The sequence below is a fragment of the Vitiosangium sp. GDMCC 1.1324 genome (genome assembly GCF_003044305.1).
Classification (GTDB): Bacteria; Myxococcota; Myxococcia; order Myxococcales; family Myxococcaceae; genus Archangium.
In genome coordinates, this window is the sequence record NZ_PZOX01000006.1 from 247,346 (window position 1) to 271,964 (window position 24,619).

The 24,619-nt window shown below is 69.5% G+C and carries 21 protein-coding genes; 11 read left to right on the forward strand and 10 right to left on the reverse strand.

Annotated elements, in window-relative coordinates; all coding sequences use genetic code 11:
- Position 1: 1 nt before the first annotated feature.
- From DAT35_RS19905 to DAT35_RS19915, 3 genes are all read left to right on the forward strand, one after another.
- Complete coding sequence (locus DAT35_RS19905) at positions 2-463, forward strand: response regulator (protein ID WP_108068639.1); 462 nt, start codon at positions 2-4, stop codon at positions 461-463.
- Entirely contained in the window at positions 460-2,019 is a 1,560-nt protein-coding gene (locus tag DAT35_RS19910; protein ID WP_108068640.1) for an ATP-binding protein, read from the forward strand. Before DAT35_RS19905 ends, DAT35_RS19910 begins: the two co-directional genes overlap by 4 nt.
- A gap of 250 nt (positions 2,020-2,269) precedes the next feature.
- On the forward strand, positions 2,270-2,707 hold the full coding sequence (locus tag DAT35_RS19915) for a citrate lyase holo-[acyl-carrier protein] synthase (RefSeq protein WP_108068641.1): 438 nt from the start codon (positions 2,270-2,272) through the stop codon (positions 2,705-2,707).
- Between the two features lie 15 nt (positions 2,708-2,722).
- Here DAT35_RS19915 and DAT35_RS19920 read toward each other — a convergent pair whose 3' ends face one another.
- The 6 genes from DAT35_RS19920 to DAT35_RS19945 form a co-directional block, all read right to left on the reverse strand.
- Complete coding sequence (locus DAT35_RS19920) at positions 2,723-3,895, reverse strand: pyridoxal phosphate-dependent aminotransferase (protein WP_108068642.1); 1,173 nt, start codon at positions 3,893-3,895, stop codon at positions 2,723-2,725.
- The gene (locus tag DAT35_RS19925) at positions 3,892-4,209 is read right to left on the reverse strand and encodes a hypothetical protein (RefSeq protein WP_233261585.1); all 318 of its coding nucleotides are present in this window, start codon (positions 4,207-4,209) and stop codon (positions 3,892-3,894) included. Before DAT35_RS19925 ends, DAT35_RS19920 begins: the two co-directional genes overlap by 4 nt.
- A gap of 65 nt (positions 4,210-4,274) precedes the next feature.
- On the reverse strand, positions 4,275-5,003 hold the full coding sequence (gene bioD / locus DAT35_RS19930) for a dethiobiotin synthase (protein ID WP_108068643.1): 729 nt from the start codon (positions 5,001-5,003) through the stop codon (positions 4,275-4,277).
- A 27-nt stretch (positions 5,004-5,030) separates the two neighbouring features.
- Entirely contained in the window at positions 5,031-6,191 is a 1,161-nt protein-coding gene (gene bioF, locus DAT35_RS19935) for an 8-amino-7-oxononanoate synthase (RefSeq protein ID WP_108068906.1), read from the reverse strand.
- 20 nt (positions 6,192-6,211) lie between these two features.
- Positions 6,212-7,243, reverse strand: coding sequence for a biotin synthase BioB (gene bioB, locus DAT35_RS19940; RefSeq protein ID WP_108068644.1), 1,032 nt, complete (start codon positions 7,241-7,243; stop codon positions 6,212-6,214).
- 160 nt (positions 7,244-7,403) lie between these two features.
- On the reverse strand, positions 7,404-7,673 hold the full coding sequence (locus DAT35_RS19945) for a GlsB/YeaQ/YmgE family stress response membrane protein (protein ID WP_108068645.1): 270 nt from the start codon (positions 7,671-7,673) through the stop codon (positions 7,404-7,406).
- Positions 7,674-7,879: 206 nt separating this feature from the next.
- On the opposite strand from DAT35_RS19945, the gene radA reads away from it, so the two are divergent.
- A complete protein-coding gene (radA, locus tag DAT35_RS19950; protein WP_108068646.1) occupies positions 7,880-9,241 on the forward strand; it encodes a DNA repair protein RadA in 1,362 nt (453 codons plus the stop codon).
- Between the two features lie 11 nt (positions 9,242-9,252).
- On the opposite strand, the gene DAT35_RS19955 is transcribed toward radA, so the two are convergent.
- The gene (locus tag DAT35_RS19955; protein ID WP_108068647.1) at positions 9,253-10,047 is read right to left on the reverse strand and encodes a hypothetical protein; all 795 of its coding nucleotides are present in this window, start codon (positions 10,045-10,047) and stop codon (positions 9,253-9,255) included.
- A gap of 26 nt (positions 10,048-10,073) precedes the next feature.
- Positions 10,074-11,135 carry a hypothetical protein gene (locus DAT35_RS19960; RefSeq protein WP_146209792.1) on the reverse strand — a complete coding sequence of 354 codons (1,062 nt, stop codon included), beginning with the start codon at positions 11,133-11,135 and terminating at the stop codon, positions 10,074-10,076.
- Between the two features lie 157 nt (positions 11,136-11,292).
- On the opposite strand from DAT35_RS19960, the gene DAT35_RS19965 reads away from it, so the two are divergent.
- The 4 genes from DAT35_RS19965 (at position 11,293) to DAT35_RS19980 (ending at position 17,915) form a co-directional block, all read left to right on the forward strand.
- Entirely contained in the window at positions 11,293-12,765 is a 1,473-nt protein-coding gene (locus tag DAT35_RS19965) for a HAMP domain-containing sensor histidine kinase (RefSeq protein ID WP_108068907.1), read from the forward strand.
- A 214-nt stretch (positions 12,766-12,979) separates the two neighbouring features.
- Positions 12,980-15,103 (forward strand): PAS domain-containing protein, encoded by a 2,124-nt coding sequence (locus DAT35_RS19970; RefSeq protein WP_108068649.1) that lies wholly within the window; start codon positions 12,980-12,982, stop codon positions 15,101-15,103.
- Between the two features lie 14 nt (positions 15,104-15,117).
- Positions 15,118-15,522, forward strand: coding sequence for a response regulator (locus DAT35_RS19975; RefSeq protein WP_199242955.1), 405 nt, complete (start codon positions 15,118-15,120; stop codon positions 15,520-15,522).
- A 14-nt stretch (positions 15,523-15,536) separates the two neighbouring features.
- Positions 15,537-17,915: a PAS domain-containing protein gene (locus tag DAT35_RS19980; RefSeq protein WP_158501795.1), complete on the forward strand. Its 2,379-nt coding sequence runs from the start codon at positions 15,537-15,539 to the stop codon at positions 17,913-17,915.
- A gap of 24 nt (positions 17,916-17,939) precedes the next feature.
- Here DAT35_RS19980 and DAT35_RS19985 read toward each other — a convergent pair whose 3' ends face one another.
- Entirely contained in the window at positions 17,940-18,926 is a 987-nt protein-coding gene (locus tag DAT35_RS19985) for an aldo/keto reductase (protein WP_108068652.1), read from the reverse strand.
- Positions 18,927-19,124: 198 nt separating this feature from the next.
- On the opposite strand from DAT35_RS19985, the gene DAT35_RS19990 reads away from it, so the two are divergent.
- Positions 19,125-21,005 (forward strand): serine hydrolase, encoded by a 1,881-nt coding sequence (locus tag DAT35_RS19990; protein WP_108068653.1) that lies wholly within the window; start codon positions 19,125-19,127, stop codon positions 21,003-21,005.
- Positions 21,006-21,033: 28 nt separating this feature from the next.
- On the opposite strand, the gene DAT35_RS19995 is transcribed toward DAT35_RS19990, so the two are convergent.
- Positions 21,034-21,603, reverse strand: coding sequence for an NUDIX hydrolase (locus DAT35_RS19995; RefSeq protein WP_108068654.1), 570 nt, complete (start codon positions 21,601-21,603; stop codon positions 21,034-21,036).
- Positions 21,604-21,638: 35 nt separating this feature from the next.
- Between DAT35_RS19995 and DAT35_RS20000 the strand changes: the two genes are divergently transcribed.
- Both DAT35_RS20000 and DAT35_RS20005 read left to right on the forward strand, forming a co-directional pair.
- A complete protein-coding gene (locus DAT35_RS20000; protein ID WP_108068655.1) occupies positions 21,639-23,048 on the forward strand; it encodes a sigma-54 dependent transcriptional regulator in 1,410 nt (469 codons plus the stop codon).
- Positions 23,049-23,055: 7 nt separating this feature from the next.
- A complete protein-coding gene (locus tag DAT35_RS20005) occupies positions 23,056-24,618 on the forward strand; it encodes a Tox-REase-5 domain-containing protein (RefSeq protein ID WP_233261586.1) in 1,563 nt (520 codons plus the stop codon).
- Position 24,619 lies beyond the last annotated feature (1 nt).

Sequence of the window (24,619 nt, forward strand, 5' to 3'; positions counted from 1 at the left end):
AATGTATGAGCTGAGCCAGCGTGTCGTCCTGCTCGTCGAGGACAACGCCGATGACGAGCTGATGACCCTCCGGGCCTTCCGCAAGAGCAACATGCACAACCCCGTGGTCGTCGTCCGTGACGGGGCCGAGGCCCTCGACTACCTCTTCGTGCAGGGCCGACACGCGGACCGGGATCCTTCCATCCGGCCCCAGGTGGTTCTCCTGGATCTGCACCTGCCCCGCCTGGATGGACTGGAGGTGCTGCGGCGCATCCGCGCCCACGAACAGACCCGCACCCTGCCGGTGGTCGTCCTCACCTCCTCCAAGGAGGAGCGCGACCTCGTGGAAAGCTACCAGCTCGGGGTCAACAGCTTCGTGCACAAGCCCGTGGACGTCACCGCCTTCTTCGAGGCGGTGCGGCAACTGGGCATGTACTGGCTCGTGCTCAACGAGCTTCCCTCCGCCAGAAGGAGCGCCCCATGAGCACCCCGCTGCGCCTGCTGCTCATCGAGGACTTCGAGGACGATGCCCTGGTCGTCCTCCGTGAACTGAAGCGCAGCGGCTATGACGTCACGCACACCCGGGTCGAGACGGCCGACGCCATGACGCGCGCGCTCGAGACCGCCACCTGGGACGCCATCATCGCCGACTACTCACTGCCCCGCTTCGACGCGCTGGCGGCCTTCGCCCTGGTGCAGAAGCGGGGGCTGGACGTCCCCTTCCTCATCGTCTCCGGCCAGATTGGCGAGGACACCGCGGTGGCGGCGATGAGGGCCGGCGTTCACGACTTCCTCCTCAAGGACCGGTTGAGCCGGCTGGGGCCCGCCGTGGCCCGCGAGCTGCGTGAAGCGGCACACCGGGCCGAGCGCCGGAAGATGCAGGAGCATCTCCTGCTGTCGGATCGGCTCGCCTCGTTGGGGCTGCTGGCCGCCAGCGTGGCCCATGAGATCAACAACCCGCTCGCCTCGCTCATGGCCAACCTGGACTTCATCCTGCAACCCCATGAGGCGCAGGGGCCCGTGCGCGCGGCGGCGCCCCCTCCCCTGCATGAGCAGGCGCTGCGCGACTGCGTCCTGTGCGCCGAGCGCATCCGCGACATCATCCGCGACATCAAGATCTTCTCCCGGCCGGATGAGAAACAGCGCGGCCCGCTGGATGTGCACCGGGTGCTCGACTCGTCGCTGCGGATGGCGTGGAACCACATCTTCCACCGCGCCCGCCTCGTCAAAGACTATGCGGCGATCTCCCCGGTGCTCGGCAGCGAGGCTCCGCTCGGACAGGTCTTCCTCAACCTGCTCGTCAACGCGGCCGATGCCATTCCCGAGGGCAACAGCAGTGCGCAGGAGATCCGCGTGGTGACGCGCCAGGAGGGGACCCGCCATGTGCGGGTGGAGATCCACGACACCGGCCGCGGCATCCCCCCGGAGTTGCGCGAGCGCATCTTCGAGCCCTTCTTCACCACCAAGCCAGTGGGAGTGGGCACGGGCCTGGGGCTGACCATCTGCCGCCGGCTCATCACCGAGATGGGCGGAGAGCTCAGCGTGGAGAGCGAGCCGGGACGGGGGACTGTGTTCCATCTCCGCCTGCCAACGGCCTATGAGGTGACCGACCTGCTTCCGCTCGGCACCAGTCAGCCGGCCCCCAAACCGTGTGTGCTGGTGCTGGATGACGAGGCGGTCGTCGGCCGGGCCATCCAACGCGTGCTCGGCCAGCGGTACGAGGTGGTCATGTTGGTCCAGGGTCCGGAGGCACTCGCGCAGGTGGCCTCGGGCCGACGCTTCGACGCCATCCTCTGCGACCTGATGATGCCGGAGATGAGCGGGTCCCGGTTCCATGAGGAGCTGCTCCGGCTGGCACCGGAGCAGGCCCAGCGGGTCATCTTCATGACGGGAGGCGCCTTCACGGAGCAGTCACGCGCCTTCCTGGCCAGCACGGGCCTGCCCTGCATCGACAAGCCCATCGACGTCCAGCGGCTGCGCACCTTGATGGAGGCGATGCCGCCCGCCACCTGGAAGTCCTCCCGGGCCCGAATCGCGTGAGGAGGTGTGTGGCCACCAGCCCCCACCGCCCCACGGACGCGTCTCTTGACTCCAGGTGAAGCGTACGCTTCCCGCCAGTCTCAGGCCCGCCCCGCCAATCCTGTGCAACCTGGAAAACGATCGGCGCCTCGCCCGCATGAAGATGGAGCGGGCGTGCACCATGTTTCGTCAGGCGCATCACGAACCGGCGTCAGGCATCTCTTCATAATTATGGAGAACGGCCCACTTCCGGGCCCCTGGGGAGGAGCTGATGAGCACAGCCCTGGCGAAACGAACGTCGGTGCGCGCCGACGAGTCGCGAGCTCTCGAAGCACGGGAGCATCGCCACAAGGTGCGACAGGGGCTCGCCCGGAGCACATCGGGCCGCTCGCTCGTCGAGCTCTCCCTGGACGTCCTCCGGATTTCCGCGTCGAACGAGGACGCCGAACGCCTCTTCCTCGCCGGGCTGCAACAGCTGGAAGCGGAGCTCGGGGTGGCGCCTGCCGAGATGTTCGAGGACGCAGCCGGGTTCTACGGCCTCTTCGTCACGGAGCTGCCCGCGCTATTGGCGCGGCGGAGGGCCAGCCGCATCGAGGGCCACACCACGTGGGACCCCCACCTGGGCATCGAGTGCTACGGCCTCGCCGGGAACCTCGGCACCACCGGCAGCGTGCCCCGCGAGGTGGTGGGTGCCGCGGCCTCACGGTAGGCCGGGCCCGCGCCCCTACCCGCTCGTGGCCAGCACGCGGACGAGGGGCTCCATCGCCCGGGCGAAGACGTCCGGCGGGGGCAGCAGCGACAGCACCAGGAAGGCGCCTCCACTGAAGTCGTAGAAGTAGCCCGGCTGCACCCCCACGCCCTCGTCCAGCAGGGCCAGGCACATGGCCTCCTCGCCAGGCTCCAGGGGGATGCGCAGCACGGCGCTCCACCCACCGTGCGCGGGCACCACGTCCCAGCGTGCGTCTCGCGGACGGGCCTGGAGCAGCAACCGCCGGTTCTCCTTCACCCGCTCGAGCAGCGCCACCTGGAAGCGGGGCGCATGGGCCAGGAGCCCGGGTAGGGCCAGCTGCACGGGCGTGTTCACCGACAGGTACGTGTCCGCCACCAGCTCCAGCCGGGCCAGGGCCTCGTCACGCAGTGCGTCCGGCCCGCCCACATGCATCCACCCCAGCTTGAGGCCGGGCAGTCCCGCCACCTTCGACAGGCCCGACAAGGAGAAGGTGAGCATGGGCAGCTCGCGCCCGGCCACCGTGGGCACCCGGCCCGGATCCTCGTCCCAGGCGAAGTCGGAGAACACCTCGTCCGAGACGAGCGCCAGCCCGGCCTCCGCGCACAGCCTTCCCAGGGCCTCCAGCTCCCCCTCGCGCAGGAAGTGGCCGGTGGGGTTGCCAGGGTTCACCACGAGTACGGCACGGGTGCGCGCGTCCCTCGCGGCGGCCACCTCCTCCACGTCCAGGCCGAATCCGTGCGCGCGAGGCAGACGGTAGGTGCGCGTCTCCACGCCCTCCAGCCGCGTGAGGTACTCGAAGAGCGGGTAGCTGGGCGCGGGGATGAGGACGTTGTCCCCCGGCTCGCACAACAGCTTGAAGAGCCAGCCGTAGGACTCGCTGGTGCTCGCCGAGAGGAGAAGGTGCGCGGGTGAGACGTGGGCGCCCCGGGTGGCCAGGTGCGCGGCCACTGCCTCCCGGGCCGATAGCAGCCCCTGGGGCTCGGGCGCGTACCCGAGGGCCCCCGGGTGCGCCAGCGAGGCCAGCTCGGGCGCGGGCAGACCCACTCGGGTGGGGTTCGTCTCGGTGAGGTCCAGCAGGGGAAGCCCGCGGGCCCGGCGCTCGGCGAGGGCCCGGGCCAGGGCGTTCCAGGTGCGAGGGAAGTCGGTGCGCGCGGAGAAGGCGCTCACAGTCCCGTCTGCAGCATGGCCGAGGCGACGAGGCGGATCAGCTCGCGGCGGATCTCCTGGCGGCAGTGATCCACGGCCTTGGGGTGGGGCTTGGGCTGCTCGTCGGTCCGCATGCGGATGGCGGTACGGACCACGAGATCGACCTTGGACGGCTCGATGTGGAAGAGCCGGTGGCCATCCTTCTGGAGGAAGTAGGAGAGACCGCGCGCATCGAGGAGCTTCGTGAAGTAGCGCCTTGCATCGGCGAGGAGCGAGAGGTCGATGATGTCCGCCATTCGCTCGGCGTTCTCGCGCAGATCGAAACATGCGTCCATTTCACGGCCGTGCAACACGAAAACTTGCACTCACGCGCGTGTACGGGATCGCGCCGGAGGCCGATTTATCGGCCTCGCACGCGACGAGAGCCCCCTAGAGCGAGCCCGTTCTCCACCAGCGGAGCGAGCGCCTTTCGGAACGCCGCGTGGCGTCGGCGAGGATCCACCAGGTAGGGCACGGGACCGAGGACGTTGACGCGGTGGCGCTCGGCGATGAGGGTGGCGTTGTCGCGCTCGGAGGGGTCGCGCGAGGGGCTGCTCCGCGAGAGGACCACGGCCGCGACAGGGATGTTGCGCGCGGCGAGCGCCTCGAGCGACAGGGCGGTGTGGTTGAGCGTGCCCAGGCCCGAGCGAGCGACGAGCAGGACGGGGAGGCCGAGGGTGGAGATGAGGTCGATGACGTCGTGGGAGGAGTCGAGCGGGACGAACAGACCGCCCGCGCCCTCGACGACGACGGGCCCGTGCCGCACCCGCTCCCAGGCGGCGAGAGTGACGCGCCAGTCCGGCTCGCGGCCGAGGCGGCGCGCGGCGATGCCCGGCGCGAGGGGAGCGCGGAAGCGGTGCGGGCAGACGACGTCGAGGGGCAGCTCGCTCCGGGCGGCCTCGCGAAGGGAGAGCGCATCCGAGGGCGCGGAGAGGGACGGGCACCCGCTCTCGTAGGGCTTGAAGCCCTGCGGAGAGAGCCCGGCATCGGCGAGCAGGGACAACAGGGCGCACGAGGCCTGGGTCTTCCCCACGCCGGTATCCGTGCCCGTGACGAAGAACCGCGGGTATCGAGGACCTCGGGTTGCCACTCTACCTCCCAGTCAGGAACCTGCCAGTCAGAGACCCAGCGAACGCAGTCCCTGGAGGGCCATGTCCACATGGCCCTCGGTATGCGCGGCGGAGAGACAGAAGCGGAGCCGGCTGGTGCCCTCGGGAACGGTCGGGGGCCGGATGGCCTTCACGAGCAGCCCCCGGGCGCGCAGCGCGTGAGACGCCGCCACCGCACGCTCGGGCTCCCCCACGATGACGGGGAAGATGGCACTGCGAGGCTCCGCGATGAACCCGAGCGAGCGCAGCCCCTCGGAGAACCGCCGGATGTTGCGCCACAAGCGGGCGCGCAGGGCCTCGTCGTGTTCGACGATGTCCACGGCGGCCTCGGCGGCGGCGCACAGGGCGGCGGGGAGCGCCGTCGAGAACACGAGGGGCCGAGCACGGTTGAGCACGAGCTCCACCACGGGACGGGAGGCACAGATGTACGCGCCCAGCCCGCCGAGGGCCTTGCTCAAGGTGCCCATGCGCACGTCGACGGCATCACAGAGCCCCAGCTCCTCGCACAGCCCCGAACCCCGAGCCCCCAGGACACCCGTGGCGTGGGCCTCATCGACGAGGAGCGCGGCACCGTGGGCCCGGCAAACCTCCACCAGCTCCCGCAGGGGCGCGTGGTCCCCATCCATGGAGAACACGGTGTCGGTGACGACGAGACGGCGCCGGGCGGGAGTGGACGCGAGCGCCCGCTCCAGCGCCTCGACATCCGCGTGCGGATAGACGACCACGCGGGCGCGCGAGAGACGGCAGCCGTCGATGAGGGAGGCGTGGTTGAGGGCGTCGGAGAAGACGGCGTCCTCCGCGCCCACGAGGGACTGGATGGTGCCGACGTTGGCGGCGTAGCCCGAGTTGAAGAGCAGCGCGGCCTCGGAGCGCTCGAAGGCGGCGAGCCGGGCCTCCAGCCGCTGGTGGAAGGAGGTGTCACCCACCACGAGCCGGCTGGCCCCAGAGCCCACGCCCTGGCCCTCGATGGCGGCCACGGCGGCGGCGCGCACGCTGGGCGAGGCGGCGAGGCCCAGGTAGTCGTTGGAGGCGAAGTTGATGAGCGTCTCGCCCCCCACGCGCACCAGGGGGCCCTGGGGAGAATCGAGCGGCTCGAGGAACCGCTTCAGCCCCCGGGCGGCCAGTGACTCCAGCTCCGCCCGGGCCCACTCCGTGGCCACCATGGACATCCCCTCCGCCCGCGTTCCCATCACCGCGACGTATCCGGCTCCAGCGGGCGAATCCCCGCCTTCTCCAGGAGCGCCATGTCCTGGGTGTACTCGGGGTTGCCGGTGGTGAGCAGCTTCTCACCGAAGAAGAGCGAGTTGGCGCCCGCCATCATGCACAGGAGCTGCGCCTCCTCGTTCATCTGCATGCGCCCGGCGGACAGGCGGACCATGGCCAGGGGCATGAGGATGCGCGCCGTGGCGATGGTGCGCACCATCTCGATGCTCTGCACGGGCTTCTGGTCCTGCAGCGGAGTGCCCTTCACCGGCACGAGCGCGTTGATGGGCACGGACTCGGGGTGGACCTCCTGGTTGGCGAGCGTGAGCAGCAGCTTGCACCGGTCGTCCACGGACTCACCCATGCCGATGATGCCGCCGGAGCACACGGAGATGCCGGCCTTGCGCACGCGCTCGAGGGTGTCGAGCCGGTCCTGGTACGTCCGGGTGGAGATGATGTCCCCGTACTTGTCCTCGGAGGTGTCGAGGTTGTGGTTGTAGGCGGAGAGGCCGGCCTCGCGCAGGCGCTTCGCCTGGCTCTCGGTGAGCATGCCGAGCGTGGCGCAAGCCTCCATGCCGAGCGACTTCACCCCACGGACCATCTCCAGCACGCTGTCGAACTGGGGCCCGTCCTTCACCTCGCGCCAGGCGGCGCCCATGCAGAAGCGGGTGGCGCCGGCGGAGCGCGCCTTGGAGGCGGCATCCAGCACGGACGACACGGACATGAGCTTCTCGGCCTGCAGGCCGGTGTCCTTGTGGTAGCGCGCCGCCTGGGGGCAGTAGCCACAGTCCTCGGGGCAGCCGCCCGTCTTGATGGACAGCAGCGAGCACAGCTGCACCTTGTTGTCCTGGAAGACGGCCCGGTGGACGGTCTGCGCCTTGTGGATGAGCTCCAGCAGGGGCATCTCGTAGAGGGCACGCACCTCGGCGAGCGTCCAGTCGTGACGGACGACGACACCCGGAGGCGGCGCGGCGAAGTGGGCGTGACCGTGGAAGTCGTGGGCGGCGGAGTCGGACATGGGCTCCTCGTGGGAGTTGGAGCGCGCAAGGTGCGTGGATGGCCCGCCCTTGTCAACCACGCAGCGCGCCCGGGTTGACGACTCCGTCCCTCCCCCGAGCAGAGGGGACCCGGGGGCCAGAGCGCGCGTCAAACGCCCCTGCCCTCCCGGGCCCCGGACCTCAGGCGTGGATGCGGCGGCCTCTACCCGCCCATCCCACCAGGAGGAGGACGACGATGGCTCCGACCACGGACATGATGAGACCCGAGGGCTGCAGGTCCAGAATGCGCCGGCTCGGCGAGAAGAGCGCGCCGATGAAACCACCCACGAACGAGCCCACGATGCCCAGCAGCATGGTCGCCACCAGACCCATGGACTGACGGCCTGGGAGAAGCGCCCGCGCGATCAGACCCGCTAGCAGACCCACCACGATGAACCAGATGATGCTCATCTCCGTCTCCCTTCATGGGCACCGCGACGTGCGGACCCGGTTGGGAGCAACGTGGGGAGCCCTCCCCCCGGGCACAACTTGACGAAGGGGGACGGGATGTGCGCCCCCGCCCGGCCGCTCGCTTCCCGGACGGGCCCCGCGCGAGCGTCTTCATGCCTACGGGAAAGCGGGGAAACGGACCCGGCCTGGGCTAGACAAGGGGCTCCATGGCGAAGGCGAAGACGCATTACACGTGTCAGGCGTGCGGGTACCAGTCAGCGAAGTGGTTGGGGAAGTGCCCCGACTGCGGCGCGTGGAGCTCGCTGGTGGAGGAGACCGAGGCGAAGGTGGACGAGAAGCGCCCGGCATGGGGGGCCTCGGGTGGAGCCTCCAAGCCAGTGCGGCTGCGCGAGGTGAGCGGCGAGCAGGAGGAGCGCAGGCGCACGGGCATCGCCGAGTTCGATCGGGTGCTGGGCGGCGGAGTGGTCGATGGCTCGCTGGTGTTGCTGGGAGGAGACCCGGGCATCGGCAAGTCCACGCTGCTGCTGGCGGCGCTGGACAGGCTGGGGCGCTGGGGCCCGGTGCTGTACGTGTCGGGCGAGGAGTCGCTGCGGCAGACGAAGATGCGGGCCGAGCGGCTACGGGTGGAGGGCGAGGCCATCCACCTCTTCGCGGAGACGGACGCGGACCGGGTGCTGGCGGTGGCCGAGGGCCTCAAGCCACGAGCGCTGGTGGTGGACTCCATCCAGACCATGTACCTGCCGGAGCTGGGCAGCGCGCCGGGGAGCATCTCGCAGGTGCGCGAGGTGGCGGGGCGCTTCATGGCCTTCGCCAAGCGCAGCGGGGTGCCCACGTTCCTCGTGGGGCACGTGACGAAGGAGGGCTCCATCGCGGGCCCGCGCGTGCTGGAGCACATGGTGGACACGGTCCTCTACTTCGAGGGCGAGCGCGGCCACCCCTTCCGGATTCTACGGGCGCACAAGAACCGCTTCGGCTCGACGAACGAGATTGGCGTCTTCGAGATGAAGGGGGCGGGACTGATGGAGGTGCCGGACCCCTCGGCGCTCTTCCTGGCGGAGCGGCCCGCGGGCAAGGCGGGCAGCGTGGTGACGTGCACGTTGAACGGAACGCGGCCGCTGCTGGTGGAGGTGCAGGCGCTGGTGGCGCCCACGGGCTACGGCACGGCGAGGCGCACGGCGATCGGCGTGGACGGCAACCGCGTGGCGCTGCTGGCGGCGGTGCTGGAGAAGAAGGAGGACATCCCGCTGGTGGGGTGCGACCTCTTCGTGAACGTGGCGGGAGGCATGCAGCTGTCCGAGCCGGCGTGCGACCTGGCGGTGTGCGCGGCGCTGGTGAGCAGCCTGCAGAACCGACCGCTGGAGGCGCACACGCTGGTGCTGGGAGAGGTGGGCCTCGCGGGAGAGGTGCGAGCGGTGGGCCAGGTGGAGCCGAGGCTGGCCGAGGCGGCGAAGATGGGCTTCCAGCGGGCCATCATCCCCAAGGGGAGCGCGAGGCGGCTGGAGGACACGAAGCTGGAGGTGGTGGGCGTCGAGACGCTCTCCGAGGCCCTGGGTGCGATGTTCGACTGAGGGAGGGCTGCCTATTGCAGCCCGAGCTCATGGTCCCAGTCATGTAACAGCCCGATAAGCTCCCCCGTGAGTGCGCCGGACACCCGCTCGAAAGAGCGCGAATCGAGTGTGGCGAGACGCTCGCGCTGGAAGGCTGGGTCGGCCACCACGCTCCGGTGATTCAACTTGCCCGCGTGCGCGAGGGCTCGCGGCATCTCCTGGAGAATGGCCTCGATGCAGTCTTCCCGCGTCGCCCGCGCCATACGCTCCGCCGCTATCTCCAGGCGAGCCCGCACTGAGGCCTCTCCCATCGGGCACCACGCATCCATGGCCCAGTCGCAGGAGGCCACCATCACTTCCTCCAGCGTCTGCGCTGCAAGTTTCTTGAAGAGATAGCGAGTGGACTGGAGCGGCTCCCAGAAGCGCAGCACCGCCCGCAGGCGCTTCGCCGTGCGCTCCGCACTCACTGCCCCCATGTGTGTCGTTGCGAAGAACAGCGCGCCCCAAGCCGTCTCTCGGAAGAACGCCTCATAGTCATGCCTCACGGGGAACGGTTTCTGCCCTTCCGGGGCCAAGGCCCCCATGACATGCGACACCATGTACAGCCGCCAGGCCGGGCGCTCGCGCTGGAAGTCCACCACCTCGTGCGCCACCACCACTTCGCCCAGGGGCACCTCCAACATCTGATGGGGGACGGGGAAGGTACCATCCACGCGGTACTGCTCTCCGCACCGTAAGCCTTCCCTCTTCGTCTTCTGCTGCACCGAGCGGAAGGTGCCATGCAGGAAGGACGGCAATTGCAACGAAGAAGGCTGTCCAGGCGCCATGGCGCGCGTCCTAGCAAAGTAGCCCCTCAGGGGGGAAGGGACATGCCCGCGGCGGCCGGCACCTGCGCCGGGGGCGCGGTGGGTGGGGGCCGCGCCGGGAAGGGAATGACCTGTCCACCGCCCTGCGCTGGCGTCTGCTGGCTCCCCGGACCCGCCCCCATCTGACCCAGAATCGATCCCCACAAAACCGTCGTCGCGACCCCTCCGACGACGTCGATGACCATTCCCACGGCGCCGCTGATGGTGACCAGTTTCTCACGCCAGCTCACCATTCCTTCCACGGCCTGACTCACCCAACCACCATACTGCCGCAACTCTTCTACGGTGAGGTCTACCCACTGCCCGGCCTCATACGCGTCCACTTCAGACTCGAAGCGTTGCTGGCTGCGCGTCCACTTGTACTGGACTACTCCGGGCTCTGGTGTCTTCCACTCCAGGCGCCAGATGTATTGCCCTCCCGCGAAGCGGACGAGGATTTCGCCCTGGAAATCCGTGCCACCCGTGAAGCGCTTGCCAACCAGGATGGTCCGGTTCAATGCGGCCAGGTATTTGCGAGCTTCCTCCCGACCTTCCCGGAGGGCCTGCCCATTCCAGGGTTTGATTTCGAAGAGCCTCCAGAGAGTGACATCAGTGATGTCCGGGCGTATATCGCGCTCGTCCGAACACAGGAGGGACGAGTCTCCGACTTCTGTTTCATCAAGGATGAGCTTGATCGACTTGCTGTTGTAATAGGCTCTGCTGACCGGGTGATTGACGCCGTACATGAAAGCAATGAGCCGGTGCGAGGCATTGCCCAGGAAGAACTCCCAGGGCATCTGCGAATCCGGCTTTCGGCCAGGAACGTTGTAGCCCTGCACTGCCGGGCCCTTGAGTTCTCCACCCGACGCCGGGCCGTCGCTCATGGCCAACTGGAATTGCGGCGGATGGGTGGAACCCAGCGCTCCCCCGGACCGCGGCGCCTCCTGGTTCCAGGCAGAGGCAGTCTGCCCACCAGAAGCCGTCGCGCACGCAGCGAGCACCGGCACGAGGAACAGGGCCACACACCGCGCGACCCGGGACAAGGATGGACGGCGGACGGCGACACTCACGTGTACCTCCCGCTCCGCTCACGCGAACAGGCGCGGAGTCAGGGAGCAGTAGAGACCGGGAGCTACGGGAAGACGAGGCCTCTCGGGGTATGGTAGCCCGAAACATCCCGCTCCCGCGCATCCCTATACAAAGAGGGTTAGGGTGCGGACCTCCACCATGCGCAACCGGGCTTCCCTCACCTCCCGCCTGAAGGACGCGCTGGGCTCGCTGTCAGCGCGCCTGCTCGTGGCCTTCCTGCTGCCCACCCTACTTTTCCTCGCGCTCACGGGCACCACGGTCTACGCCCTCGCGCGCTCCATTCTCGAGGACGAGCTGGGCAACAGCCTCTCGGCCATCGCCGCGGCCACCGCGAGCCAGGTGAACGGCGAGCGGATGCTCACCCTCGAGCCAGGGGACGACACCACGGGGACTCGCACGTGGCGCAACCTGGTGCGCCTGCTCACCGAGGTGCGCGACGCGAGCGGGGTGCGGCGCGTGTACGTGGTGGACACGCAGGGCCGGGTGCGCGTGGACGTGGGTGGCGGTCTCCCAGTGGGCACCGAGGTGCCAGAGCTGGCACGCGACAGGCTGGAGCTCTCCCGCGTCTTCTCCGGGCAGCGCGCGGCCAGCCAGGTGCTCTTCACCGGCACGGACGGGCTCCTCTACAAGACGGGCTACGCGCCGGTGCGCCGGGACAACGAGGTGGTGGGCGCCGTGGCCGTCGAAGGCAGCGCCGCCTTCTTCGGTCCCCTCGCCCGCCTGTCCCGGAGCTTCACGGCGGCGAGCTCCGTGGCACTCGGCGTCCTTGGGCTGGTGGCCATCCTCACCGCCCGAGGGCTCGCCCGGCCGCTGAGCCGGCTGATGGACTCGGCGCTGCGCATCGGCCGGGGCGACCTGACGACGCCCGTCCCCCCGGAGCCCACGCGGGAGATCGGCGTGCTGGCGCGCGAGCTCGAGGTGATGCGCGGCGCCCTGGAGAGCCGGGACCGGCAGCTCAAGCTGATGCTGGCAGGCGTGGCCCATGAGGTGCGCAATCCCATCGGCGGCATCTCCCTCTTCTCGGGCCTCCTCGCGGAGGACCTGAAGGCGGGAGCCCACGAGGAAGCCGCCGGGCACGTGGCGCGCATCCAACACGAAGTGGAGTACCTGCAGCGCATCGTCGAGGACTTCCTGGCCTTCGCCCGGGAGCAGCCGCTCTCGCGCGAGCCCGTAGCGGCGCCGGACCTCCTGCGGGAGGCGAGCGGGCTGCTCGCGGCCGACGCGGCGGCCCGGGAGGTGACGGTGCAGGTGGAGGCCGAGCCAGCGATGCTGGAAGCGGACGGCAGCCTGCTCACGGCCGCGCTGGTGAACCTGGTGAAGAACGCGGTGCAGGCCTCGCCCCGGGGCGGCCGGGTGCGGGTGACGGGCCAGGGAGCGGGCCAGGGCTACTCCATCCGCGTCCAGGACAACGGGCCCGGCGTGCCCGAGACCGAGCGTGAGCACATCTTCGAGCCCTTCTTCACCACTCGTGAAAAAGGCACGGGCCTGGGGCTGCCGCTGTCTCGCAAGATTGCCCGGGCCCACGGAGGGGACCTACGGCTTGTCCCTACTCCGGGCGACACCACCTTCGAGCTCACCCTGCCCCTGGGTACAATACCCGCTCCCCACTGAGCCGGCCCGCCAAGCATGCCCCGGCATGGCTTGCGGCGACCCCAGGAAATGCACACCCTGAGATGACCTGTTGCGCGGACGACAGCCCGTCTGCCGTCCCGGACCTGAAGGTTGTGGAAGGCTGTAGTAGAGAGATGTGGGGGTGCCGGACAGGCGGCAGGTAGATGGTTGCTCGGCAGGTTTCACCTCCTTTCCTCGCGGAGGGTCACTCGACGTGTCCCGCCAGTCCGACGGCGATCTCACTGCGTACGACCCCCTGCACTCCCTCTTCGGGGGCTCGGGGTCCGAGCAGCGCCTTGATACCGAGCGTGAGCAGTTCCGCATGCTCGCCGAGGCCCTGCCGCAGATCGTCTGGACCACGCGGACGGACGGCATCCAGGACTACCTCAACCGGCGCTGGTACGAGTACACCGGCATGTCCTTCGAGGACTCGCGGGGCGAGGGCTGGAAGCAGGCCTTCCACCCGGAGGATCTCCCCGAGGCCGATCAGCGCTGGCGCCACAGCCTCTCCACGGGCGAGCCCTACGAGGCGGAGTACCGCTGCCGCCGCCTCGATGGCGTGTGGCGCTGGTTCCTCGGCCGCGCCATCCCGGTGCACGATGCCCAGGGCCGCATTGTCCGCTGGTTCGGCACCTGCACGGACATCGACGACCAGAAGCGCACCTCGGACGTGCACGGCTTCCTCGCCGAGGCCAGCTCCCTGCTCGCCCTCACGCTGGATCCCGAGGAGACCGTCCGCAACCTCACCCGCCTGGTCGTGCCGCGGCTGGCGGACTGGTGCGCGGTGGACCTGGTCCGGCCGGAAGAGGCCGTCGAGCGCGTCTCGGTCAGCCACTGCGACCCCGCCCGGGAGTCACTCGCCTGGGAGCTGGCGCGGCACGAGCCCGTGGACCTCCAGAAGGACACGGCGGGGGCCGGCTACGTCATCCGCACCGGGGAGTCGGAGCTGCTGGAAGTCATCTCGGATGCGACGCTCGCCGAGCTCGCCCGGAACGCGGAGAGCCTGCGGATGATGAAGGAGCTGGGCCTGCGCTCCTCCATCATCGTCCCCATGGTGGTGCACGGGCGGACGCTGGGCGCCATCACCCTGGCTCAGGCCGGGAGCGCCCGGAGCTTCTCCGCCGCGGACCTGCCTCTGGCCGAGGAGCTCGCACGCCGCGCCGCGCTCGCGCTGGACAACGCGCGCATGTACCGCGAGAGCCAGGACGCCGTCCGCCGGGCCCAGCACGAGCGCTACCTGGCCGAACAGGCGCGCGCCATGCTGGACACGCTGCTGGACGCGGCGCCCGCCGGCATCGCCCTCTTCGATCGGACGCTGTGCTTCGTGCGCGTCAACCGCACCCTGGAGGCCATCAACCGCCGGCCCGCCGAGGACCACCTGGGCCACACCATGCCCGAGGTGCTCGCCACGCAGACCCCCGGGGTGGACATCGTGGTGAAGTCCCTGCGCCGGGCGCTGGAGACAGGGGAGACGCAGACGGTGGAGTCCAGCACCAAGCTGCCCAACGGCGAGGAGCGGGCCTGGCTGGCGCGCTATGCGCCCGTGCGCTCCGCCGAGGGCGCCACCCTGGGCGTGGCCACGGTGGTGCTGGACATCACCGAGCGCAAGCGCGCCGAGGCCGAGCGCGAGCGCCTCATCGCCGCGCTGGAGCGCAGCAACCAGGAGTTGGATCAATTCGCCTACGTGGCCAGCCATGACCTGAAGGCCCCGCTGCGAGGCATCGCCAACCTGTCGCAGTGGATTGAAGACGACCTGAAGGACGTGATGACCGACGAGACGCGCGAGCAGATGAAGCTGCTGCGTGGGCGGGTGCAGCGCATGGAGGCGCTCATCAACGGCATCCTCGCCTACAGCCGCGCGGGCCGGATGCGCAGCCGGCCGGAGCGGGTGGACGTGGGCCGGCTGCTCACCGAGTGCGTGGAGCTGCTCGCCCCGCCCTCGGAGGCCGTCGTGGAGGTGGAGCCGGGCATGCCCACCCTGCGCACCGAGCGGGTGCCCCTGCAGCAGGTGTTCCTCAACCTGCTGGGCAATGCCTTCAAGCATGCCCGGAGCGACGAGATGCGGGTGAAGGTGGGCGTGCACCAGGAGGACGCCTTCTGGGAGTTCTCCGTGGCCGACAACGGCCCGGGCATCGCCCCCGAGTACCACGAGCGCATCTGGGGCATCTTCCAGACGCTCCGGGCGCGTGATGAGCTGGAGAGCACCGGCATCGGCCTGTCGGTGGTGAAGAAGAGCGTGGAGGCACGCGGGGGGCGTGCCTGGCTGGAGTCCGCGCCTGGCCAGGGCGCCACCTTCCGTTTCACCTGGCCGAAGCACACCCCGGATGAGGGGCGTTGAGTGTGTCCGTGAAGATGCTGAACATCCTCCTGGTGGATGACGACTCCGTGGACGTGATGAACGTCCAACGTGCCTTCAAGAAGAGCAACGTGAACAACGCGCTCTACATCGCGAGCGACGGGCAGCGGGCGCTGGAGATGCTGCGCGACGGCACGGTGCCCGCGAGCAACCGGCTCATCCTGCTGGACCTCAACATGCCGAGGATGAATGGCCTCGAGTTCCTGGGAGCCCTGCGCTCCGACCCCGAGCTGAGCACCACCCCGGTGGTGGTGCTCACCACCTCCAATGATGACCGCGACCGGGTGCGCAGCTACGCCCACCACGTGGCCGGCTACCTCGTCAAGCCCGTCACCTCCCCCGACTTCGTGGAGTTGATGGCCGCACTCAACGCATACTGGACGCGGGTGGAGATGCCGTGAGGGCCGAGGACCACATGGAGGACCAACCGCTGCGCCTGTTGGTAGCGGACGACGACGAGGTGGATCGACTAGCCGTGCGACGCGCCCTGCTCAAGGCGGGGGTGGATGCCCAGCTCGTCGAGGTGACGGATGGTGCGTCCGCGCTCGCCGCCCTGCTGGAGCAGCCCTTCGACTGCGCCCTGCTCGACTTCCAGATGCCAGGCCAGGACGGACTGCAGGTGCTGCGCGCCGCCCGCGCCGCCCTGGTGGAGACGCCCATCATCATGCTCACCGGCCAGGGTGACGAACACATCGCCGTGGAGTTGATGAAGGCCGGCGCCACCGATTACCTCGGCAAGGCGGCGCTCACCCCGGAGCGGCTGGCACACCTGCTCCGCCAGACCCTGCGCCTGCACGAGGTGGAGCAGCAGTACCGTACCCTCGCCGAGGTGCTGCCGCACACCATCTGGACGAGCCGTCCGGACGGGGTGCTGGACTACATCAGCCGCCGCGGCTTCGAGGACTCCGGCATTCCCCCGGGAGATACCTCGTATTGGCCCAAGACCGTGCACCCGGAAGACCTGCCCCGGTTGATGGAGCGCTGGCAGCACTGTCTGCGCACCGGGGAGCCGTACGAGGTGGAGGTCCGCATCTGGCGCGTCGGAGGCACCTGGCGCTGGCACCTCATCCGGGCCCTGCCCATGCGCGACAGGCGCAGCCGCGTCATCCGTTGGTTCGGCACCAACGCCGACATCGATGATCAGCGGCGCGCGCAGGAGCGCATCTCCCGCCTGCAGGCCGTCACCGCCGCGCTCTCCGAGGCCCCCACGCCCCGGCAGGTGATGGATGTCGTCGTCACCCAGGGGGTGACCGCGCTGGACGCACAGGCGGGCGCGCTGTGGCTGGTCTCCGAGGATGGCCAATCCCTCGAGCTGGCGGCCTCCACCCTCCAGGCGCGGGAGCTGACGCGGGGCTTCGAGAACATCCCGCTCGACGCGTCCCTGGAGGTGGTGGAGGCGGCCCGCCACGACCGGCTCGTCACCTACGCCGCGGCGAGCGCTTCCTTCGAAGCCTCGGTGGCGATGCCCCTGCGCGGCAGCCGGGGCGTGATGGGCGTCCTCGTGGTGAGCTTCACGCAGCCGCGCGTCCTGTTTCCCGACGAGCAGGAGTTCTTCCTCGCCCTGGCCCGGCAGGGGGCACAGGCACTGGAGCGAGCCCGCCTTTACGAGACCGCGCAGCAGGCCCGCGCCGCCGCCGAGGAGAGCGAGACCCAGCTGCGCGACCTGCTGGCCGACCGCGAGCGGATGGAGGCCACGCTGCAGGAGCGCGACGAGCGGCTGCGCGCGGCCCTGTGGGCGAGCGGCACCGGCACCTTCCGCTGGGACATCCGCGCCGGCGCGCTGGAGTGGGACGAGAACCTGGATCAGCTCTACGGGCTGCCTCCCGGGCGGACGGTGCAGACGATGGAGGACGTACTCCCCCTGGTGCACCCGGAGGACCGGGCCGAGGTGGAGCGCCGCAACGAGGCCTGTGCTCGCGAGGGCGCGGACTTCGAGATGGACTTCCGGGTGATATGGCCGGACGGGCGGGTGCACTGGCTCAGCAGCAAGGGCAAGACGTTCGTGGACGCCAGCGGGCGCCCGCTCTACATGACGGGTGCGTGCGTGGACATCACCGCCCAGAAGCAGCAGGAGGCGGAGGCGCGCCAGCTCGCCGAGTTCGAGCGGCAGATTCTGGGCATCGTCAGCCACGATCTGCGCAACCCGCTGAGCGTCATCCGAATTTCGGCCTCCATGCTGCTGGCGCGCGAGGGACTGGATGAGCGGCAGAGCAAGAGCCTCACCCGCATCATCTCCGCCTCGGACCGGGCGACCCGCCTCATCCGCGACCTGTTGGACTTCAGCCAGGCGCGGTTGGGCGGCGGAATTCCCGTGGACCGCAAGAAGATGGACCTCTTCGAGTTGGCGCGAGGAGTCGTGGAGGAGCTGGCCGCCAGCCACCCGGAGCGGGAGGTGGAGCTGAGCCAGGAGGGCGAAGGCGCGGGCGAGTGGGACGGAGATCGGCTCGCGCAGGTGCTCGGCAACCTCGTGGGCAACGCGCTCCAGCACAGCCCACCGGACTCCCTGGTGCGAGTGCACTGCCGGGGCGAGGCCGGGGAAGTGTTGTTCGAGGTCCAGAACGACGGTGCGGCCATCGAGTCGGCGCTCCTGCCCGACCTCTTCGAGCCCTTCCGAAGAGGCCGGCACGCGGGGAGCGGAGCGGGCAGCGTGGGGCTGGGGCTCTACATCACACGCCAGTTGGTGCTGGCCCATGGTGGCGGCATCACGGTGACGTCGCGCGTGGGAGAGGGCACGCGCTTCACGATACGGCTGCCGCGCCGGGCGCCGACCCCTCTGCCCCTCCGGATGCCCTGACCCGCCCCTCGCCCGAGCCGCGCCTCAGCGGTTGAGGTGCTTCATGCCCGCCTCGGGATAGCGGGTGCCGGCCGCCACGCCCTTGGGAGCGATGGCGTCGAGCGCTCGCAGCTCCTCGGAGGAGAGACGGATGTTCGCCGCGGCGATGTTCTCCTCGAGGTACTTCACCTGCTTGGTGCCGGGGATCGGGACGATGTCCTGCCCCTGGGCCATCGCCCACGCGAGGGCGAGCTGGGAGGCCTTCGCCTTCTTGCGCGCGGCCAGCTCGTTGATCTTCTCCACGAGCTGGAGGTTCTTCGCGAAGTTCTCGCCCTGGAAACGCGGGTTGTTGCGGCGATAGTCGTTGGCCTCGAGGTCCTCGAAGCGGCGATAGCGGCCGGTGAGGAAGCCGCGGCCGAGCGGGCTGTAGGCGACGAAGCCAATGCCCAGCTCACGCACGGTGGGGAGGAGCTCATCCTCCGGATCCCTGCTCCAGAGGGAATACTCGGTCTGGAGCGCGGAGATGGGATGCACCTTGTGGGCGCGGCGGATGGTGGCGGGAGCGGCCTCGGACATGCCGAGGTAGCGGACCTTGCCCTGCTTCACCAGCTCGGCCATGGCACCAATCGTGTCCTCGATGGGGACGGTGGGGTCCACGCGGTGCTGATAGTAGAGGTCGATGTGGTCGACCCCCAGCCGCTTCAGCGAGGCCTCGCACGCCTTGCGGACATAGTCGGGCTTGCCGCTGATGCCCAGGAAGGAACCGTCCTCGCCGCGTACGTTGGCGAACTTGGTGGCGAGGACGACCTTGTCGCGCCGATCCGCGATGGCCTTGCCCACCAGCTTCTCATTGGTGAACGGCCCGTACATGTCCGCGGTGTCGAGGAAGTTCACCCCCAGTTCCAGCGCGCGGTGGATGACGGAGATGGACTCCTTCTCGTCGCCCTCGCCGTAGAACTCGCTCATCCCCATACAGCCCAGGCCCTGGGCGGAGACCTTCAGCCCCAGCTTTCCGAGTGTCCTCTGCTCCATGACATCGCTCCCGTGAGTACGGACGCCGGTGGGACGGACGCCCGCGTGGCGTCCTCTTGTTAGCGATCCGGACAGGCCGGGGCCAGGGGAAGAACGTCCGGGGACGCACACCTGGCCCACGAGGCGGCACGGGCCGTCCACATTCCGACGCGGGAGGCCCTGTTTCCCTCCTGGAGGGAAGTCCGCTACACCAGCCACATGCCGTCCAAGCCGTCGGGAGTCAGCACGTGCCTGCCCGTCCTGGTGCTCGTGCTCGCCCTGGCGGCGCCAGCGAGGGCGGAGGTTCCACCTCGAGACGACACGGCTTCGTGGGAGTCCCGGGTCGACAGCCTGGTCACCAGGCAGCTCACGGCGTACCGGATTCCCGGAGCAACGGTGGCGGTGGTGCGGGACGGACGGGTGGTGCTGGCCCGGGGCTACGGCGACGCGGACGCCGAGCACCACACGCCCGTGGAGGCCGCACGAACGCTCTTCCGCGTGGCCTCCATCGGCAAGCTGTTCGTCTGGACGGCGGTGATGCAGCTCGCCGAGCAGGGGCGGCTCGACCTGGACGCGGACATCAACACGTACCTCGGGGATGTGCGAATCCCCGCGACGTATCCCCAACCCATCACGCTCGCGCACCTGATGGCGCATACGGGAGGCTTCGAGGCACACGAGCGCCTCTGGGCGGAGGGCACACCGCCCGACTCGCTGGCCACGTACCTCAAGCAGCGCATGCCAGCCCGGGTGCGGCCTCCGGGAGAGCTCTCGGCGTACTCCGACTATGGGACGAGCCTCGCCGAGCACATCGTCGAGCAGGTGTCGGGCCAGCCCTTCGAGCAGTACCTCCAGGCGAACGTGCTGGAGCCGCTGGGGATGAAACGCACCCTCTTCCGCAGGACGGTGCCGCCAGAGCTCGCCACCGATGTGGCCCTGGGGCACGCACTCGAGCACGGAAGCCCACGCGCCCAGCCCCTGGAGCAGGTGGTGGTGGCCTCCAGCGGCTCGATGCTCACGACGGCCACGGACCTGACGAGGTTCATGCTCGCGCACCTCCAGGGAGGGCAGGACGAGGGCCACCGTATCCTGCGCGAGGACACGGTGCGGCGGATGCATCGCCAGCACTTCACGCATGACCCCCGGCTGAGCGGGTGGGCGCACGGCTTCATGGAGTTTCAGCTCAACGGCCACCGGCTCATCGGGCACACGGGGGACGCGTACCTCTTCCACTCGCTGCTGGTGCTGATGCCCGAGCGGAGAATGGGGCTGTTCGTCTCGTACAACGGCCCGGGGGAGAAGGACGCCGCGCAACGGGCACGGATGGAGCTGCTACGAGCCCTGCCCGACCACGACAACCCGGACCCACCCGCCAACGTGCTCACGGTGACGAAGGACTTCGCCGGACGGGCGGCCCGATTCGAGGGCGGATACCAGACGACGTGGAGGGCCTACGGCACGGCGGAGGCCTCGCTGGGGTGGCGCCAGGAGATCCACGTGCGGGATGGTGGAGATGGCACCCTGCACATCCGCGAGCCCGGAAACGCGCCCCGGCGCTGGACGGAAGTGGAGCCCCACCTGTTCCGTCCCGCCGAGGACGTGTCGTCACCGGAGCGCGTGGCCTTCCGCGAGGACGCACAGGGCCACATCACGCACCTGTTCTTCCAGAACAGACCCACGGAGGCGTACGAGCGGGTGCCCTGGTACGAAACGTCCGCCTTCACCCACGGGCTGCTCGCCGTGTGCGCCGCGCTCTTCGCGCTCGCCGTGCTGGGAGGAGTCCTCTACCGGAGCCCGGCCACGGGATGGCTGGCGGCCATCGGCCTGCTGCACCTGCTGTTCCTGACGGGGTTCACACTCCTGGTACGCCACCACTCCGAACTCGACTACGGCGACACACCCCGGCTGCTGGAGGCCTCGAGGGCCTGCGCGCTCGGAGCCACGGTGCTCACGCCGGGGGCACTCGTCTGGAGCGCGCGAGCGTGGTGGAAGCGCTCTGGAACACGGGCCCTGCGTCTGTCGCTCACCGGAGCCACGCTGGCGTCGCTCGCCTTCGCGGCCTGGCTGCACCACTGGCACCTGCTCGGACTCGGGAGTTGAGGGATTCGCACCCGGCCCGGGTGACCGCTCAGCCCGCGCGCACCACGGCTCGGGCCTTCGCCAGCATCCGCCGCAGCGGCGCCTCATCCGCCCGCGCCAGCGCCTCGTCCCACGTCAGCCACTGCGCCCCCGAGGACTCACCCGGATCGTGCGCCAGCGCCTCCGGGTTCTCCGCCACCACCAGGTAGCGCACGTCCAGATGCAGGTGCTCCGGCTCGTCCTTGCGCTCCGGAATGGTGTGGAGGTCCACATCCAGCGGCCTCGGCGCTCGCGTGTGCAGCCGCACCCGGCACCCTGTCTCCTCCCGCGCCTCCCGCAGCGCCGTGGCCTCGATGCTGCCCGCGTCCGCCGCCTCCGCGTGCCCGCCTGGCTGCAACCACCGCTTCAGCTTGCCGTGGTGCACCATCGCCACCCGCTCTCCTGCCGGGTCTATCACCACCGCACTACCCGTGAAGTGAGCCCTCGCCTGCTTCCGGGAGAAGGGCTGCTCCAGCTCCAAGGCGAAGACACGCATCCGCGCCAGGTCGTCGCGCTCCTTGTCATCGGAGGGGACGTGATGGGACAGCAGCTCCTGCAAGGACATCTGGGGGGCAGTCATGGGCGCGCATTGTGCCCTGTTATAAGGTTGCGTCCATGGCTCGCATCCTCGTCATCGACGACCACGACACCCTCCGCGAGGGCATGGCCGTCACCCTCACGCGCTCCGGCCACACCGTGACGGCCGCCCGCTCCGGCACCGATGGCGTCGCCGCCTACAAGAAGACGCCCTTCGACCTGATCGTCACCGACCTCAAGATGGACAACATGGACGGCCTCGCCGTCACCCGGACGCTGAAGTCCCTGGACCCGGCCGCCGTGGTGATGGTCGTCACCGCCTTCGGCACCATCGAGACGGCCGTGCAGGCCATGCAGCAGGGCGCCTACGACTTCATCACCAAGCCCTTCACCCCGGACGTGCTGCGCGCCAAGGTGGAGAAGGGCCTGGAGCTGTCCTCCACCCGCCGTCAGGTGGAGCGCCTCTCCGCCCGCACCGAGGCCCTCGAGTCCGACGCGGCCCTCGCCCACGGCAACCTGTTGGTGGGCGACAGCGAGCCCATGCAGCGGCTCGTCGCCATGGTGCGCAAGGCCGCCGCCACCGACGCCACCGTGTTCGTGCGCGGCGAGTCCGGCACCGGCAAGGAGCTGGTGGCGCGCATGCTCCACCAGCTCTCCCCGCGCAAGGATGGGCCCTTCGTCGTCGTCCACTGCGCGGCCCTGGCCGAGACGCTTCTGGAGAGCGAGCTCTTCGGCCACGAGCGCGGTGCATTCACCGGAGCCGTCAAACGCAAGCTCGGCCGCTTCGAGCTCGCCGACGGCGGCACCCTCTTCCTGGACGAGATTGGCGAAATTCCTCACTCGGTCCAGACGAAGCTCCTGCGCGTCCTCCAGGAGAAGGAGATTCAGCGCGTGGGCGGCGAGGAGACGCTCAAGGTGGACGTGCGCGTGGTGAGCGCCACCCACCGCGACCTCCAGGCCGAGGTGAAGGCCGGCCGCTTCCGTGAGGACCTCTACTACCGGCTGCACATCGTTCCGCTCCAGATTCCGCCCCTGCGCGAGCGCCCCGAGGACATCACCGCGCTCGCCCGCCACTTCGTGATCAAGCATGCCCCGCGGGTGAACAAGCGCGTGAAGGGACTGGACGACAGCGCCCTGCATGCGCTGGCCCGCTACGCCTGGCCGGGCAACGTGCGCGAGCTGGAGAACGTCATCGAACAGTCGCTCGTCTTCGCCGAGGGCGAGACGCTCACCGGGACGGACCTGCCCACGCACGTCACCGGCACGGTGCCCCGCACCGACACCGGCCTGCCCGTGCCCATGGGGGACCGGCCCCTGCCCGACATCCTCGAGGACCTCGAGCGCCAGCTCATCGCCCGCGCCTACGAGAAGGCCGGCGGGGTGAAGACGGAGACGGCCCGGCTGCTCGGCATCAAGACGTCCGCGCTGTACTACAAGCTGGAGAAGTACGGCTTCATCTCCAAGGGCGAGCGCCCCGAGGAGTCCTGAGCGCCCTTTGGAGGACTGTGCTTCCAAGGGCCTCGGCCTGTTTCTCCTGGCCGTGCTGACACTGATGGCTCTGGGCGGGTGCGCCACGGGCCATTCGCGTGGAAGTCTGGCGAGTGACATTGACCTCCACTCGCGGCCCTCCTCGTTCCGCGACAGCTTCGGCCCGCAGCAGCCACCTGCCATTCCCACGTCAGTGGAGTCGGCGGGAAGCGCGGGCGGCTTCCCCGAGCAGATGGCGGACGCCTTTCAAGCGGCGCAGGAGGCGAGTGGCCTTGAGGAGGATGCGCGGCACCCAGCGGGCGCGGCGCTCTATCTGTCGCAGGCGCGCCAGCTCCTCGGCGCGTTGGCGAAGACGCGGGTGACGCAGAAGAGCTTCGCCCCGCGCCGGGTGCTCTATCGGCTGCTGGGTGAGGTGCTCGAGGGTGGCGAGCGGGTGGAGTACGCCGAGCTGCGGCGGCGAGCCAAACGGTTCTGGCACCTGGTGCTGGTGCGTCCCGACGGCTACTCGGTGTCCGCAGTCACCGGAGAGCCCATCCAGCGCATGGGGCAGGTGACGCTGGAAGAGGGCGAGTGGAAGGTGGGGCGCCTCGTCGTGGGCGACTTCTACTTCTCGCGCGGCGGCGTCCTCTACCCGGTGAACGACGTCTTGCGGCGCGCGGACAGTCCGCCCTGGGCCGAGCTGGGCTTGAGGAGGGACTGGCTCAACGCCGCGCTGGACGGAGCACAGGACGCCATGGGGGAGATGGCGGTAGCGCTGGCCAGGTCCATCCTCAACCCCATCCGTACCCTGGAGGACCTCGGGCAACTGCCCACCACGGTGGCGCTCCTCATCGCCTCCTCGCCCGAATACTTCGCGCGCTTCGGCACCATGTCCCGGGAGGACCAGATACGCGAGGCGGCACGCCTCTCCACGCATGTGCTCATGATGCTCGGGGGCGCGGAGGCCACGGTGGGCCGCATCAGCGGACTGGGCGCGGAGCTGCCCGTGCTGTCGCTCACAGCCGAGGGCGAGCTCGCCCTGAGCAGGATGGTGGTGTCCGGAAGCACCGTGACGACGACGCTCAGCGTGGAGGTGGGCGCCCTCTCCATCCTCCACATGGCGAATCGAAGCCAGGGAAACACTGGCGGCGGAAGCGCCAGGGCGGGGAAGACGAGCAAGACGCCCCCGCCGCAAGGGCCCGGGAGATGGACATACAAGACGCCCACCACCGAGTCCGAGCAGGCCCTGGACTACCAGGAGCAGATAACGGGGCAGCCCCCCTGGCGGGTGTACATGGTGGGCGAGGTGGAGTTCGACGGCTTCAACCTCAAGGAACTGCAGGAGGCCAAGGGCGGCAGTTACAACCACTTCCTCAGGAAGGATGGTACAGCCCAGCCCTGGTTCCTAAAGGGAGAGGGGTTCAAGGGATTGATTACCCAAGCTGAGCGGCAGTCGCAAATCGCCGAACGACTGAAGCTACCGCTGGTCTGGTACGTGGCCGAGGAGGAGTTCGCGAACTTCCTTCGCAAACACTTCAAGCGAGAAGGATTGGACAACATTGAGGTCCGCCATCAAGCGCCAGAACGGTGAG

What these genes read in the sequence shown, in the direction of transcription:
- DAT35_RS19905 (WP_108068639.1), top strand. Translation starts at nt 2, where the DNA reads ATGTATGAGCTGAGCCAGCGTGTCGTCCTGCTCGTCGAGGACAACGCC.
- DAT35_RS19910 (WP_108068640.1), top strand. Translation starts at nt 460, where the DNA reads ATGAGCACCCCGCTGCGCCTGCTGCTCATCGAGGACTTCGAGGACGAT.
- DAT35_RS19915 (WP_108068641.1), top strand. Translation starts at nt 2,270, where the DNA reads ATGAGCACAGCCCTGGCGAAACGAACGTCGGTGCGCGCCGACGAGTCG.
- DAT35_RS19925 (WP_233261585.1), bottom strand. Translation starts at nt 4,209, where the DNA reads ATGGACGCATGTTTCGATCTGCGCGAGAACGCCGAGCGAATGGCGGAC.
- bioF (WP_108068906.1), bottom strand. Translation starts at nt 6,191, where the DNA reads ATGTCCATGGTGGCCACGGAGTGGGCCCGGGCGGAGCTGGAGTCACTG.
- bioB (WP_108068644.1), bottom strand. Translation starts at nt 7,243, where the DNA reads ATGTCCGACTCCGCCGCCCACGACTTCCACGGTCACGCCCACTTCGCC.
- DAT35_RS19945 (WP_108068645.1), bottom strand. Translation starts at nt 7,673, where the DNA reads ATGAGCATCATCTGGTTCATCGTGGTGGGTCTGCTAGCGGGTCTGATC.
- radA (WP_108068646.1), top strand. Translation starts at nt 7,880, where the DNA reads ATGGCGAAGGCGAAGACGCATTACACGTGTCAGGCGTGCGGGTACCAG.
- DAT35_RS19955 (WP_108068647.1), bottom strand. Translation starts at nt 10,047, where the DNA reads ATGGCGCCTGGACAGCCTTCTTCGTTGCAATTGCCGTCCTTCCTGCAT.
- DAT35_RS19965 (WP_108068907.1), top strand. Translation starts at nt 11,293, where the DNA reads ATGCGCAACCGGGCTTCCCTCACCTCCCGCCTGAAGGACGCGCTGGGC.
- DAT35_RS19975 (WP_199242955.1), top strand. Translation starts at nt 15,118, where the DNA reads ATGCTGAACATCCTCCTGGTGGATGACGACTCCGTGGACGTGATGAAC.
- DAT35_RS19980 (WP_158501795.1), top strand. Translation starts at nt 15,537, where the DNA reads ATGGAGGACCAACCGCTGCGCCTGTTGGTAGCGGACGACGACGAGGTG.
- DAT35_RS19985 (WP_108068652.1), bottom strand. Translation starts at nt 18,926, where the DNA reads ATGGAGCAGAGGACACTCGGAAAGCTGGGGCTGAAGGTCTCCGCCCAG.
- DAT35_RS19990 (WP_108068653.1), top strand. Translation starts at nt 19,125, where the DNA reads ATGCCGTCCAAGCCGTCGGGAGTCAGCACGTGCCTGCCCGTCCTGGTG.
- DAT35_RS19995 (WP_108068654.1), bottom strand. Translation starts at nt 21,603, where the DNA reads ATGACTGCCCCCCAGATGTCCTTGCAGGAGCTGCTGTCCCATCACGTC.
- DAT35_RS20000 (WP_108068655.1), top strand. Translation starts at nt 21,639, where the DNA reads ATGGCTCGCATCCTCGTCATCGACGACCACGACACCCTCCGCGAGGGC.